Origin of the sequence: Mycobacterium dioxanotrophicus (genome assembly GCF_002157835.1) — a bacterium.
Classification (GTDB): domain Bacteria; phylum Actinomycetota; class Actinomycetes; order Mycobacteriales; family Mycobacteriaceae; genus Mycobacterium; species Mycobacterium dioxanotrophicus.
In genome coordinates this window covers 2,768,805-2,782,856 of the sequence record NZ_CP020809.1, presented here as the reverse complement: position 1 = coordinate 2,782,856, position 14,052 = coordinate 2,768,805, and the positions used below count along the sequence as shown (strand labels likewise).

At 67.9% G+C, this 14,052-nt stretch carries 12 protein-coding genes and 1 pseudogene; 9 read left to right on the top strand and 4 right to left on the bottom strand.

What is annotated here, in order from left to right:
• Positions 1-2 precede the first annotated feature (2 nt).
• Positions 3-1,100, bottom strand: coding sequence for a glycine cleavage system aminomethyltransferase GcvT (gene gcvT, locus BTO20_RS13435; RefSeq protein ID WP_087076570.1), 1,098 nt, complete (start codon positions 1,098-1,100; stop codon positions 3-5).
• Positions 1,101-1,142: 42 nt separating this feature from the next.
• On the opposite strand from gcvT, the gene BTO20_RS13430 reads away from it, so the two are divergent.
• The gene (locus BTO20_RS13430) at positions 1,143-2,225 is read left to right on the top strand and encodes an adenylate/guanylate cyclase domain-containing protein (RefSeq protein WP_087076568.1); all 1,083 of its coding nucleotides are present in this window, start codon (positions 1,143-1,145) and stop codon (positions 2,223-2,225) included.
• Between the two features lie 10 nt (positions 2,226-2,235).
• Complete coding sequence (locus BTO20_RS13425) at positions 2,236-3,774, top strand: leucyl aminopeptidase (protein WP_198344373.1); 1,539 nt, start codon at positions 2,236-2,238, stop codon at positions 3,772-3,774.
• A gap of 21 nt (positions 3,775-3,795) precedes the next feature.
• On the opposite strand, the gene BTO20_RS13420 is transcribed toward BTO20_RS13425, so the two are convergent.
• Together BTO20_RS13420 and BTO20_RS13415 are read right to left on the bottom strand one after the other, a co-directional pair.
• The gene (locus BTO20_RS13420; RefSeq protein WP_087076565.1) at positions 3,796-5,532 is read right to left on the bottom strand and encodes an SDR family oxidoreductase; all 1,737 of its coding nucleotides are present in this window, start codon (positions 5,530-5,532) and stop codon (positions 3,796-3,798) included.
• A gap of 81 nt (positions 5,533-5,613) precedes the next feature.
• Positions 5,614-5,964, bottom strand: coding sequence for an oxidoreductase (locus BTO20_RS13415; RefSeq protein ID WP_087076564.1), 351 nt, complete (start codon positions 5,962-5,964; stop codon positions 5,614-5,616).
• A gap of 193 nt (positions 5,965-6,157) precedes the next feature.
• On the opposite strand from BTO20_RS13415, the pseudogene sucB reads away from it, so the two are divergent.
• From sucB to BTO20_RS13390, 5 genes and pseudogenes are all read left to right on the top strand, one after another.
• A pseudogene (gene sucB, locus BTO20_RS13410) lies at positions 6,158-7,936 on the top strand (2-oxoglutarate dehydrogenase, E2 component, dihydrolipoamide succinyltransferase).
• A 5-nt stretch (positions 7,937-7,941) separates the two neighbouring features.
• Positions 7,942-8,850, top strand: a complete 909-nt coding sequence (locus BTO20_RS13405) for a TIGR01777 family oxidoreductase (protein ID WP_087076562.1) — start codon at positions 7,942-7,944, stop codon at positions 8,848-8,850.
• A 23-nt stretch (positions 8,851-8,873) separates the two neighbouring features.
• Complete coding sequence (gene lipB / locus BTO20_RS13400) at positions 8,874-9,548, top strand: lipoyl(octanoyl) transferase LipB (RefSeq protein ID WP_087076560.1); 675 nt, start codon at positions 8,874-8,876, stop codon at positions 9,546-9,548.
• A gap of 4 nt (positions 9,549-9,552) precedes the next feature.
• Positions 9,553-10,497: a lipoyl synthase gene (lipA, locus tag BTO20_RS13395; RefSeq protein ID WP_087076558.1), complete on the top strand. Its 945-nt coding sequence runs from the start codon at positions 9,553-9,555 to the stop codon at positions 10,495-10,497.
• 4 nt (positions 10,498-10,501) lie between these two features.
• Complete coding sequence (locus BTO20_RS13390; RefSeq protein WP_087076556.1) at positions 10,502-11,254, top strand: DUF4191 domain-containing protein; 753 nt, start codon at positions 10,502-10,504, stop codon at positions 11,252-11,254.
• Positions 11,255-11,333: 79 nt separating this feature from the next.
• Here BTO20_RS13390 and BTO20_RS13385 read toward each other — a convergent pair whose 3' ends face one another.
• The gene (locus BTO20_RS13385) at positions 11,334-11,822 is read right to left on the bottom strand and encodes an RDD family protein (RefSeq protein ID WP_198344372.1); all 489 of its coding nucleotides are present in this window, start codon (positions 11,820-11,822) and stop codon (positions 11,334-11,336) included.
• A 144-nt stretch (positions 11,823-11,966) separates the two neighbouring features.
• Between BTO20_RS13385 and glnA the strand changes: the two genes are divergently transcribed.
• Positions 11,967-13,403 carry a type I glutamate--ammonia ligase gene (glnA, locus tag BTO20_RS13380; protein WP_087076554.1) on the top strand — a complete coding sequence of 479 codons (1,437 nt, stop codon included), beginning with the start codon at positions 11,967-11,969 and terminating at the stop codon, positions 13,401-13,403.
• 205 nt (positions 13,404-13,608) lie between these two features.
• Entirely contained in the window at positions 13,609-14,040 is a 432-nt protein-coding gene (gene dtd, locus BTO20_RS13375; protein WP_087076552.1) for a D-aminoacyl-tRNA deacylase, read from the top strand.
• Positions 14,041-14,052: the final 12 nt, after the last annotated feature.

The window sequence follows — 14,052 nt, the reverse complement described above, 5'->3', positions numbered from 1 at the left end:
GGCTAGCGAGTATTGGCCGCCACGAACGGTGGCTTCACGACCTCGCATTCGACCGCCCGGCCGCGCACGTCCACGGCGACGTGCTGACCGTCCGCGATGTCATGGGCGGTGTCGAGCAGGGCCAGCGCGATGCCGACTTTCAACGTCGGCGAGAACGTTCCCGACGTGGTGATGCCGACCGGCGTATCGCCGTCGAGCACAGTCATGTCAGCCCGCAGCACACCGCGTCCCAGCGCCTTGAGCCCGTGCAGCACCCGGCGCGGACCGGCCTGCTTCTCGGCCAGCAGCGCGTCGCGTCCCCAGAACGCGTCCTTCTTCCAGCCGATGGCCCAGCCGCAGCGGGCTTGCAGCGGCGAGATCTCCGGGGACAGCTCGTGGCCGTGCAGCGGGTAACCCATCTCGGTGCGCAACGTGTCACGGGCACCGAGGCCGGCGGGTTCACCACCGGCTGCCTGCACCGCGGCCGCCAGCGCGTCGAACACCGTGTCGGCGCCGTCCCACGGCGGCAGCAGTTCGTAGCCGTGTTCGCCGGTGTAGCCGGTGCGGCAGACCCGGGTCCGGACGCCGTCGATGTCGGCGTCGGCGAAGGCCATGTAGTCCATGTCGGTCGGCAGCCCCAGCCCGCGCAGCACCTCGGCGGATTTCGGACCCTGTACCGCCAGCACCGCGTACGAGCGGTGTTCGTCGGTGATGGTCAGCCCGGCCGGCGCGTAACGCTGCAGTTCGGCCACCACCGCGGCGGTGTTGGCCGCGTTGGGCACCAGGAAGATCTCGTCGTCGGAGACGTAGTAGGCGATGAGATCGTCGATGACACCGCCGGACTCGTTGCAGCACAACGTGTATTGCGCTTTGCCCGGCCCGATCCGGTTCAGGTCGTTGGTCAGGGCCGCATTGACGTAGGCGGCCGCCCCCGGCCCGCTGACCAGCGCCTTGCCGAGATGGCTGACGTCGAACAGGCCGACAGTGGTGCGGGTCGCGGTGTGTTCGGCGACGGTCCCGGCGTAGGACACCGGCATCGACCAGCCACCGAACTCGGCGAAACTGGCGCCGAGGGCGCGGTGGCGGTCTTCCAGCGGGCCGTGCAACAGGTCGTCACTCACGAGCTCACCCTAATCCGGCAGGTGAACTGCCACACTTGACTGGTGGTCGATTTCGATGCGCTGCAGGCCGCCGGGGTGGCCGACGCGCGGGATCGTGCGCCGCTCATCGAATACCTCGACCGCCTGGGGTTCACCGCCGAGGAGATGGTCGAGGCCGAACGCCGCGGCCGGCTGTTCGGCCTCGCCGGCGACGTCCTCCAGTGGTCGGGACCACCGAAGTACAGCCTGGCCGACGCCGCCGCCTCGCTCGGGCTGCCGTTGGCCGACGTCGAACACGCGTGGGCGGCACTGGGCCTGACGGCCGCAGGCGCCGAGGTGCCCACGCTGAGCCAGGCCGACCTGGACGGGCTTCGGACGTGGGCCGAGATGCGCGCGCTGCTGGGTGAGGTACCCGCGACCGGGCTGCTCCGGGTGATCGGCTCGAGCCTGGCCAGGATCTCCGAGGCCGAGTCGTCCATGATCCGCTCCAGCAGCCCCGACATGCAGATCGACATCTCTCACAACGAGCTGATCACCGCGCAGGCCTACCGCGCCGCCGCCGGGTTCATCCCGCGGATCGGCGCGATGATGGATGCGGTGCATCGCCACCACTTGATGAGCGCCCGCACTTATTTCGAGCACGTGATCCGCGACGGGTCGTCAAGTGTGGTGTGCGGCATCGGCTTTGCCGATCTGTCCGATTTCACGTCACTGACGCAGACGTTGACCACCGACGAGCTCACCGCGCTGCTCAACGAGTTCAGCGGTGCTGGAGCCGATGTGGTTCATGCCGCGGGCGGCCGGGTGGTCAAATTCATCGGCGACGCCATCATGTGGGTGGGTTCCGAACCTGAGCAGGTGCTGCAGGTCGCGGTGGATCTGGTCGGGCATCCGCGGGCGCGGCAGGCGAAACTGCAGGTGCGGGCCGGGGTGGATTTCGGCCAGGTGCTGGCGATCAGCGGGGATTACTTCGGCAATCCGGTGAACCTGGCGGCACGGCTGGTGGCTTCGGCCGATCCGGGTCAGATCCTGGTTTCGACGCGACTGCATGACGCGCTGCCCGACCGGCGGTTCGGGCCGCCGCAATCGCTGACCTTGAAGGGTTTCGCGACGCCGGTGACGGCCTACCCGCTCGCCCGCATCTAGGGTGAACCGGGTGAGCAGCGCACCCGGCTACCAGGCCCCCACCGTCACCGTCAGCTCGGCCGTGCCCCGCAGGGGCGTCGCCGACGCCGTCCTGATCGTTCCCGTCGTCACCGGAGATTCCGGCCCGAAAGTGCTGGGTGGCGAGCCTTATTTGGACGACGACGCCGTCGCCGCCATCGAATCGGGCCTGCAGGTGCTGGGCGCCTCGGGCGCCGAAGGCCAGTCGCACCGGCTCGTCGTGGCCGGGCTCCCTGTCGCCAGCGTGCTCGCGGTGGGCCTGGGCAAGCCGCGCGACGAGTGGCCTGCCGACGTGATCCGCCGCGCCGCAGGCAGCGCCGCCCGGTCCCTGGACAAGGTCGACTCGGTGGTGACCACGCTCAGTGCCATCGATCTGGAGGCCGCGGTCGAGGGCCTGATCCTGGGCGCCTACCGGTTCAGCGAGTTCCGTAGCGCCAAGACCGCTCCCAAGGATCCGGGGCTGAGAAAGATCGTCGTGCTGGCCGCCGATGCCAAGGCTGCCACCAAGAAGGCCGCGCAGCGTGCCGTCGACGTGGCAGCGGCCGTGGCCACCGCGAGAGATTTCGTCAACACCCCGCCGAGCCACCTGTTCCCGGCCGAATTCGCCAAGCGGGCAAAGGATTTGGGCGAGGCGTACGGCCTTGAGGTCGAGGTTCTCGATGACAAGGCACTCACCAAGGCCGGCTACGGCGGCATCATCGGGGTGGGCAAGGGATCTTCCCGCGCGCCGCGGCTGGTGCGGTTGGCGCACCGCGGTGGTAGGCCGCGCACGCGAGGAGCAGGATCAGCCGGAGCGAAGACCGTCGCGCTGGTCGGCAAGGGCATCACGTTCGACACCGGCGGCATCTCGATCAAGCCGGCCGCGAACATGCACCACATGACCTCCGACATGGGCGGCGCGGCCGCCGTCATCGCGACGGTGGTGCTGGCTGCCCGGCAGCAGCTGCCCATCGACGTGATCGCCACCGTCCCCATGGCCGAGAACATGCCGTCGGCCACCGCGCAGCGCCCCGGTGACGTGCTCACCCAGTACGGCGGCACCACCGTCGAGGTGCTCAACACCGACGCCGAGGGCCGGCTGATCCTCGCCGACGCCATCGTGCGGGCCTGCGAGGACAATCCGGATTATCTGATCGAGACGTCCACCTTGACGGGTGCGCAGACCGTCGCGCTGGGGGCTCGCACACCGGGTGTGATGGGTAGCGACGAGTTCCGCGACCGGGTGGCGACGCTGTCGCAGGCCGTCGGCGAGAACGGCTGGGCCATGCCGCTGCCGGAGGAACTCAAGGACGACCTGAAGTCCACGGTCGCCGACCTGGCCAACGTCAGCGGCTCGCGCTTCGCCGGAATGTTGGTCGCCGGAACGTATCTGCGCGAGTTCGTCACCGACGGCGTCCAGTGGGCGCATATCGACGTCGCCGCGCCGGCCTACAACACCGGCAGCCCGTGGGGTTACACCCCCAAGGGCGGCACCGGCGTTCCGACGCGGACCATGTTCGCGGTCTTGGAAGATATCGCCGAGAACGGCTGATTCAGCCAGAGCCGAGAACGGCTAGCGCGAACCTGCCCGGGCCGCCCGGCGCAATACCGACGGCACCAGCCGCGACACCCCGTATGCCGCATAGGCTTCCGGGGTGACGGGGCGGACCGCCTTGTTCTTGCGCACCGCCGAGACGATGGCCTTGGCGACCTTTTCCGGGCCGTAACGGCGTGCGGCGAAGACCTTTTTGGTCTTGGCGCGCAGTTCATCGACCTGCCCCTGCTGGTCGGCGGGCAGGTCGAAGCGCGTGGTGTCGATGATGTTGGTGTCGACCATGCCCGGGCAGATCGTGGTCACACCTATTCCCGCCGAGTTCAATTCAGCCCGCAGGCAGTCGGAGAACATGAACACGGCAGCCTTGCTGGTGGAGTAGGCGTTGGCCGTTTGCGACGGCGAATACGCAGCCATCGAGGCCACGTTGACGATGTGGCCGCCGGTGCCACGTTCGACGAGCCTGCGCGCGAACGACCGGCAGCAGTTGACGACGCCTCCGAAGTTCACGTCGAGCACCTTGTCGAACTGCTCTGCCGGGGTGTCGAGGAACTTGCCGCCGTGCCCGATACCGGCGTTGTTGACCACGATGTCGGGCACGCCGTGCTCGGTGCATACCTGCTCGACGAAGCGCTCGACCGCGTCGGCGTCGGCGACGTCGAGTGCGTAGGCATGGGCGACGCCCCCGCGCTCGGCGATCTGGGCGGCGGTTCTCTTGGCGGCGGCTTCGTCGATGTCACTGACGACCACTTCGGCCCCCTCGGCGGCGAACGCCAGCGCGGTCGCCTGACCGATGCCGCTGCCCGCACCCGTCACCGAAACCACTGTGTCGCCGAAGGTTTCGCGCGGTCGGCCGACCTGCGCACGCCGCAGGGCGCGGCTCGCGGTCGCTCCCTGCAGGTGCTCGATGAGTTCGTCGACGGCCGCTGCGATGGCCCGCGGATGCGAGAACGGCGCCCAGTGCCCGGCTTTGAGGTCGCGACGCCACAGCCGCGGCACCCACTTGGCCTCGTCGTCGTAGCCGTGCCCGCGCACCACGGGGTCGTTGTCGTTGCAGATCAGCTGTACCGGAACCGCCACGTAGTGGTCTCGCCGCAACCGGGTGAACGAACGAATCGCGTTGGCCCGGTAGATCTTCAGCGAATTGGCGGCGTCGATGTCGAGGTTCTCCGACTGGAACTTGGGCCCCGGGGTGTCGATCGCCTGCAACCGGCGCGCCGCCCCGCGCCGCATCAGCGCCGGCGCGATCACCGGCACCGAGAACGGGATCCAGTAGCTGAACCGCGACGCCAGGTTCACCGCCCTGGCGAACTGGACGGGCCGGTACGGACGCGCCAGCCGGCTGCGCACGAACGATCCGTAGTGGTCGGTGCTGGGTCCCGACACCGAGGTGAACGAGGCCACCCGCTCGGCCGATCCGGGCCGGCTCAGGTATTCCCAGACGCCGACCGAACCCCAGTCGTGGGCAAGCACGTGGGCAGGCACGCCGGGGCTGAGCGCGTCGAGCACGGCCGAGAGGTCGTCGGCGAATCGCTCCATGGTGAACGCAGCGACGCGCTTGGGGACGTCGGAAGCGCCGGCCCCGCGGTTGTCGTACCGCACGATCCGGTAGCGGTCCCCCAGCTCGGCGACCACGCCGTCCCACAACACGTGCGAGTCGGGCCAACCGTGGGCCATCACGAGCGTCGGCCGGTCCGGGTCGCCCTGTTCATAGACCGCGATGCGGGTCCCGTCTGCACTGTCGACGTAGCGCTGCATAGTCCACCCTCCGCGAGGTTGTCTGTGACCACTATCCGTTACGGACAGTATCCAATACCGACGGTATCGACTACCCCGGCCCTAGCTTCCGTCCAGTTCCCGGCGCATGGCGCGTTGCCGTTCGATGCGACGACGCGCGTCGTGGTCGCGCATTCGCTGGGGGTAGCCGACCTTCTGCACGTCGTACACCGGGATCTGCAGCCGATCGCTGAGTCGGCGGGCGCCGGCATCCCCGCCCGCGCGCCGTCTGGTCCACTCGCCGTCCGCCGCGACGAGCACGACGGTGACGTCGGTGACGGTGGTCCGTGGTTCGACGTAAGCCTCGACTCCGACGTGCTCGGCGACCCACCGGCGCAGGTACTCCAGATCACCGGCGGCATCTCGACCGGCGCGCCCCGAAGCACGCGCGCGAACCTTGTCGAACAACCCCACCGCAACGATCTCCTCTACCTGTATTACCCAGTTCGATAGTGCCAGAGCCGCAGCCAACCCTGAGTGCGTGCGAATTGCTGCGCAGTGACAGGATGGTCCGGACAATCCACCTAGGTGCCGCACCCGGTGCACCTAGCTGTGGTAAGCCAGAGTTCGAGTCGTCACGAGTGACCGTCCGAGGGAGTCAATACACATGGCCATCTCCGTCCAGATGCCCGCGCTAGGTGAGAGTGTCACTGAGGGGACCGTCACCCGCTGGCTTAAACAGGAGGGCGACACGGTCGAACTCGACGAGCCGCTGCTGGAGGTCTCCACCGACAAGGTCGACACCGAAATCCCGGCCCCGGCCGCGGGTGTGCTGACCAAGATCGTGGCCCAGGAAGACGACACCGTCGAGATCGGCGGCGAACTGGCCGTGATCGGTGAGGCCGGCGAAGCCGCCTCCGAAGCCCCGGCCCCCAGGCCGAAGCCGAGCCCGAGCCGGAGCCGGAGCCCGAACCGGCTGCCCAGGCCCCCGAACCCGAACCGGCCACACAGCAGGCCCCGGCCGCGCAGGCGCCCGCGGCACCGGCGTCGTCGGGTGCGGCGACCTCGGTGGTGATGCCCGAACTGGGCGAATCGGTCACCGAAGGCACCGTGACGCGCTGGCTGAAAAAAGTCGGCGACAGCGTCGGCGTGGACGAACCCCTCGTCGAGGTGTCCACCGACAAGGTCGACACCGAAATCCCCTCCCCGGTCGCCGGCACCCTGCTCTCGATCAGCGCCGAAGAAGACGACGTCGTCGCTGTCGGCGGCGAACTGGCCAAGATCGGCGACGCCGCCGCCGCACCCGCACCGGCCACCCCGGAGCCCAAGCCGCAACCCGAGCCCAAGCCCGAACCGAAGCCCGAACCGAAACCCGAACCCAAGGCCGCCCCAGCACCCGAACCCAAGGCCGAACCCAAGCCGCAACCGGCCCCGCAGCCCAAGGCCGCCCCGGCCCGCAGCCCAAACCCGCCGCCCCGCGGCGGCGGCCGGTCTGCCGATGGCGCCCCTACGTGACCCCGCTGGTGCGAAAGTTGGCCGCGGAGAACAACATCGACCTCACCGCGGTCAAAGGCACCGGTGTCGGCGGCCGCATCCGCAAACAAGACGTCCTCGCCGCCGCCGACGCCAAAAAAGCACCCCCCGCCCGGCGGCAGCCGCCGCACCCGCGGCAGCATCACCCGCGGCACCCGCCGCGGCGGCGCCCGCACCGGCGTTGGCGCACCTGCGCGGCACCACCCAAAAAGCCAACCGGATCCGCCAGATCACCGCCAAGAAGACCCGCGAATCCCTGCAGGCCACAGCACAATTGACGCAAACCCACGAGGTCGACATGACCAAGATCGTGGCACTGCGGGCCCGCGCCAAAGCCGACTTCGCCGAACGCGAAGGCGTCAACCTCACCTACCTACCCTTCATCGCCCGCGCCGTCATCGACGCGTTGAAGATCCACCCCAACGTCAACGCCAGCTACAACGAAGACACCAAAGAAATCACCTACTACGACGCCGAACACCTCGGCTTCGCCGTCGACACCGACCAGGGCCTGCTCTCCCCGGTCATCCACAACGCCGGTGACCTCTCCCTCGGTGGGCTGGCCCGCGCCATCGCCGACATCGCCGCCCGCGCCCGCTCAGGCAACCTCAAACCCGACGAACTGTCCGGCGGCACCTTCACCATCACCAACATCGGCAGCCAGGGCGCCCTGTTCGACACCCCCATCCTGGTACCGCCACAAGCAGCCATGCTGGGCACCGGCGCCATCGTCAAACGCCCCCGGGTGATCTCCGACGCCTACGGCAACGAATCCATCGGCGTACGGTCGGTCTGCTACCTGCCCCTGACCTACGACCACCGCCTCATCGACGGCGCCGACGCCGGACGCTTCGTCACCACCATCAAACGCCGGCTCGAGGACGGTGCTTTCGAGGCAGACCTGGGGCTCTGACCTAGGTGGGCACTGCTGTCGTTGCGATCGCGGGGTCCTCTGGTCTGATCGGCTCGGCACTGACGTCGGCGTTGCGTGCCGCCGACCATCGGGTGCTGCGGATAGTGCGCCGGGCACCGTCCAGTCCCGACGAGCTGTTCTGGAACCCGGACACGGGTGAGTTCGACGCGGGCGCGCTGCGCGGGGTCGACGCCGTGGTGAACCTGTGCGGGGTCAACGTCGGGCAGAAGCGCTGGTCGGGCGCGTTCAAGCAGAGCTTGCGCGACAGCCGGATCGGGCCCACCGAGGTGCTGGCCACCGCGGTGGCCGACGCCGGGGTACCGGTGCTGGTCAACGCCAGTGCGGTCGGTTATTACGGCAACACCCGTGATCAGGTCACCGACGAGTCGGCCCCGGCGGGCCTCGGCTTCCTGGCCCGGTTGTGTGAGGACTGGGAAGCCGCGACCGCTGCGGCCGCCGACGCCGGGGCCCGCGTGGTGCTGATGCGCACCGGTTTGGTGCTGGCGCCGGCCGGGGGCTTGCTCGCCCGGTTGAAGCCGCTGTTCTCGTTGGGCCTCGGCGCGCGGCTCGGTAACGGCCGCCAGTACCTGCCGTGGATCAGCCTGGAGGACGAGATCCGGGCCGTGCTGTTCACCATGTGGACCGAGTCGATGTCGGGGCCGGTCAACCTCACCGGTCCGGCGCCGGTGACCAACGCCGAGTTCACCGCGGCGCTGGGCCGCGCCGTCAACCGCCCGACCCCGATGATGGTGCCGGGTTTCGCACTGCGCACTGTGCTCGGCGAGTTCGCCGACGAGGGTCTGCTGGCCGGTCAGCGGGTGATTCCCGCGGCGCTGGAACGGGCCGGTTTCGAATTCCACCACCACACCGTTGGCGAAGCGCTCGCCTATGTCACCGCCCCCAAAGACGTGTGACGAATACGAGTAGCGTCAACCCTGTGACATCGATTCGCGCAGCTGATTCGGCCGTCGAGGTGCGCCGACTCGGCACCATCGACTACCAGTCGGCATGGCAGTTGCAGCGGGAGATCGCCGAGGCGAGGATCGCAGGCGGCCCCGACACGCTGCTGTTGCTTCAGCACCCGGCCGTTTACACCGCAGGCAAACGCACCGAACCGCACGAGCGCCCGGTGGACGGTACGCCCGTCGTCGACACCGACCGCGGCGGCAAGATCACCTGGCACGGTCCCGGTCAGCTGGTGGGTTATCCCATCATCGGCCTGACGGAGCCCCTCGACGTGGTGAATTTCGTTCGGCGCCTTGAGGAAGCACTGATTGCGGTGTGCGGTCAGCTGGGCCTCACCACCGGCCGGGTGGCCGGCCGCTCTGGGGTCTGGGTGCCTGCTGACGCCCGCGGTCCGGCCCGCAAGGTGGGTGCCATCGGCATCCGGGTGGCACATGGGACGACGCTGCACGGGTTCGCACTGAACTGTGACTGTGACCTGTCGGCGTTCTCGTCGATCATCCCGTGCGGTATCGCCGACGCCGGTGTGACGTCGTTGACCGAAGAACTGGGACATCACGTCGGGGTCGACGACGTCATGGACCGGGTGACCCAATCGGTGTGCGACGCGCTGGACGGCCGGCTGGAAGTCGCCCTGAACGTAGGATGAACCAGTGAGTGTTGTGCCAGAGGGGCGGAAGCTCCTCCGCCTCGAAGTCCGTAATGCGCAGACCCCCATCGAGCGCAAGCCGCCGTGGATCAAGACGCGCGCCAAGATGGGCCCCGAGTACACCGAACTCAAGGGGCTGGTGCGCCGCGAAGGTCTGCACACCGTGTGCGAGGAAGCCGGCTGCCCCAACATCTTCGAATGCTGGGAGGACCGCGAGGCCACCTTCCTCATCGGCGGCGAGCAGTGCACCCGGCGTTGCGACTTCTGCCAGATCGACACCGGCAAGCCGGCCGAGCTCGACCGCGACGAACCGCGCCGGGTCGCCGAGAGCGTGCAGGCGATGGGCCTGCGGTACTCCACCGTCACCGGCGTCGCCCGTGACGATCTGCCCGACGGCGGCGCCTGGCTCTACGCCGAGACGGTCCGCCAGATCAAGTCGCTCAACCCGGGCACCGGCGTCGAGCTGCTCATCCCCGACTTCAACGGCATCCCCGAACAGCTGGCCGAGGTCTTCGAATCCCGTCCGGAAGTGTTGGCGCACAACGTCGAAACGGTGCCGCGCATCTTCAAGCGGATCCGTCCCGCATTCCGCTATCAGCGCAGCCTCGACGTGATCACCGCGGCCCGCGACGCGGGTCTGGTCACCAAGTCCAACTTGATTTTGGGCATGGGCGAGACCATCGAGGAGATCCACACCGCGCTGCGCGACCTGCACGACGCCGGCTGCGACATCGTCACCATCACGCAGTATCTGCGGCCGTCGCCGCGCCATCATCCGGTCGAGCGCTGGGTGCATCCCGACGAGTTCGCCGCGCTGTCGACCTTCGCCGAGGAGCTCGGTTTCGCCGGTGTCCTCGCCGGTCCGTTGGTGCGTTCGTCCTACCGCGCGGGCAAGCTCTACGCACAGGCCGCGCGGCTACGTTTCGCCGGGCAACCCCCCGTATCCTGATCCAATGGCGAAATCCCGCAATGCCGCGGAAACCAAGGCGGCAAAGGCCGAGGCGAAGGCCGCCCGCAAGGCGGCCTCGAAGCAACGTCGCAGCCAGCTGTGGCAGGCCTTCCAGATTCAACGTAAAGAGGACAAGCGGCTGCTGCCGTACATGATCGGCGCGTTGGTGCTGATCGTGGCGGTGGCCGTGGCGGCGGGCATCCTCCTCGGCGGTATCAGCATGTACACGCTGCCGGTGCTCGGCATCGTGCTGGGCTTGCTGGTGGCGTTCATCATCTTCGGCCGGCGCGCGCAGAAGTCGGTGTACAGCAAGGCCGAAGGGCAGACCGGCGCGGCCGCCTGGGCACTGGAGAACCTGCGCGGCAAGTGGCGCGTGACCCCGGCCGTCGCAGCGACCGGGCACTTCGACGCCGTGCACCGCGTCATCGGCCGCCCCGGGGTGATCTTCGTCGGTGAGGGCTCCCCCGCGCGCGTCAAACCGCTGCTGGCACAGGAGAAGAAGCGCACGGCCCGACTGGTCGGCGAGGTCCCGATCTACGACATCGTGGTCGGTAACGGCGAGGGCGAGGTGCCCCTGGCCAAGCTCGAGCGGCACCTGTCGAAGCTGCCCGCCAACATCACCGTCAAGCAGATGGACTCGCTGGAGTCGCGGCTGGTCGCGTTGGGGTCCAAGGCCGGTCCGGGTGCGGTGCCCAAGGGACCGTTGCCTGCGTCGGCGAAGATGCGTGGAGTGCAGCGCAGCGCGCGCAGGCGCTGAGCCGTCACCGCCGCCGAGCGTGAACAAGATCGCGAGAATTCTCGAAAATCTCGCGATCTTCTTCACATTCACCGAAGAGCTAGCGACGCAGCACTGCGGTGAGCGTGACGCGGTCGTGCAGACCGCGTAGATCACTGTCGGTCACGAGCGGCGGGATGACGAGGGCGATCAACAGCACCCGGACCAGGGCGCGCCCGATCCCGACCTTGTCCCGGCCGTCGGTGCCCGCCACCACCAGGCCCAGCGCCAGCTGGCCCGGGGTGAACGAGAACAGTCGGACAGCCACCGTGCCCAGCACGAGCCACACCACCATGACCGCCGTCGACAGTGTTGCCAGCGAGATGAGGCCGGATGCCAGTGCCAGGCCCGCCAGCCCGTAGGCCACGAGCCAGTCGACGAACAGCGCGCCGACGCGCCTGCCGGTCCTGGCCAGCGAGCCCGGGCCGGATTCGGGCAGGCCGAGGCGTTCGCCGGGGTACTTCGTGGATCCGTCGGACTCGCCGTCGGAACCATCACCGGAATCGAAAGGTCCGGGACCTGACAACCAACTCCCCATCGTGCGGGCCATGGTGTCAGGATAGGCGGGCCCGCATCGTTACCTCAGGTCACCATCAGGCAGATTGCGTAACCTCAGCGCAACATGCGGTTGATGATCGCGCAACATCGTGTCCTTAGCGTCAACCCGCGGGTTACCAGTAAAGGAGAACACTCAGTGGCAGAAAAGACGTCCGACGACATCTTCAAGCTGATCAAGGACGAAAACGTCGAGTACGTCGACATTCGCTTCTGCGATCTGCCCGGCGTCGTCCAGCACTTCTCGATCCCGGCGACGGCGTTCGACGAGAGCGTGTTCGAAGACGGCCTCGCGTTCGACGGCTCCTCGGTGCGCGGCTTCCAGTCGATCCACGAATCCGACATGATGCTGCTGCCCGACCCCGACACCGCGCGCATCGACCCGTTCCGCGCCGCCAAGACGCTGAACCTCAACTTCTTCGTGCACGATCCGTTCACCCGTGAGGCCTACTCGCGCGACCCCCGCAACGTCGCCCGCAAAGCCGAGAACTACCTCGCCAGCACCGGGATCGCCGACACCTGTTTCTTCGGCGCCGAGGCCGAGTTCTACATCTTCGACTCGGTGGCCTTCGATTCCAAGATGAACGGCACCTTCTATGAGATCGACTCCGAGTCGGGCTGGTGGAACAGCGGTGAGCCCTTCGAGGCCGATGGCAGCGCCAACCGCGGCTACAAGGTCCGCCCCAAGGGTGGCTACTTCCCCGTCGCGCCGTACGACCACTACGTCGACCTGCGCGACGAGATGTCGACCAACCTGATCAACGCCGGATTCATCCTGGAGCGCGGCCACCACGAGGTGGGCACCGCCGGCCAGGCCGAGATCAACTACAAGTTCAACACCCTGCTGCACGCGGCCGACGACGTGCAGTTGTTCAAATACATCATCAAGAACACCGCCTGGGCCAACGGCAAGACCGTGACCTTCATGCCCAAGCCGCTCTTCGGTGACAACGGCTCGGGCATGCACGCCCACCAGTCGCTGTGGAAGGACGGCAAGCCGCTGTTCCACGACGAGTCCGGCTACGCGGGCCTGTCGGACCTGGCGCGCCACTACATCGGCGGCATCCTGCACCACGCCCCGTCGCTGCTGGCGTTCACCAACCCCACGGTGAACTCCTACAAGCGTCTGGTGCCCGGCTACGAGGCCCCGATCAACCTGGTCTACAGCCAGCGCAACCGCTCGGCCTGTGTGCGTATCCCGATCACCGGCAACAACCCCAAGGCCAAGCGCCTGGAGTTCCGCTGCCCGGACAGCTCAGGTAACCCGTACCTGGCGTTCGCGGCCATGCTGATGGCCGGTATCGACGGCATCAAGAAGAAGATCGAACCGCTGGCCCCGGTCGACAAGGACCTCTACGAGCTGCCGCCGGACGAGGCCGCCAACATCCCGCAGGCGCCGACCTCGCTGGCCGCGGTGATCGACCGCCTCGAAGAGGACCACGAGTACCTCACCGAGGGTGGCGTGTTCACCGAGGACCTCATCGAGACCTGGATCTCCTACAAGCGGGAGAACGAGATCCTGCCGATCCAGATCCGGCCTCACCCGTACGAGTTCGCGCTGTACTACGACGTCTAAGTCGGCCCGCCGACGCGACGTCTAAGTCGGCCCGCCGACGCGACGTCTAAGCCGGCCCGCCGACGCGACGTCTAAGCCGGCCCGCCGACGCGACGTCTAAGTCGTAGCGCGAGAAGACGCAACCGTCCCCCAAAACTCCGGTTTTGGGGGACGCTTGCTGGGGGCACCGGGGACTCGTCGGCATGAGAGTCTGCACAATCGACGCATGCGAGTTCTGGTGCAGCGGGTGAGGTCGGCGAGCGTGACGGTCGACGGCGAGGTCGTCGGTGAGATCCGGCCGGCCACACAGGGTCTGCTCGCCTTGGTCGGTGTCACCCACGAGGACGACGCCACCAAGGCCCGCAGGATGGCCGAAAAGCTTTGGCAATTGCGGATTCTCGATGACGAACGCTCAGCGTCGGACGTGTCCGCGCCGATTCTCGTGGTGAGCCAGTTCACTTTGTATGCCAATACCGACAAGGGTCGGCGCCCCTCCTGGAACGCCGCGGCGCCGGGGCCGGTCGCCGAACCCCTTGTGACCGAGTTCACCGACGCGCTCACAGCGCTGGGCGCGACTGTGCAAACAGGGGTTTTCGGTGCGGATATGCAGGTGCATCTTGTCAATGACGGACCGGTAACGGTGCTTTTGGAGCTGTGAGCCTCCGGCCGG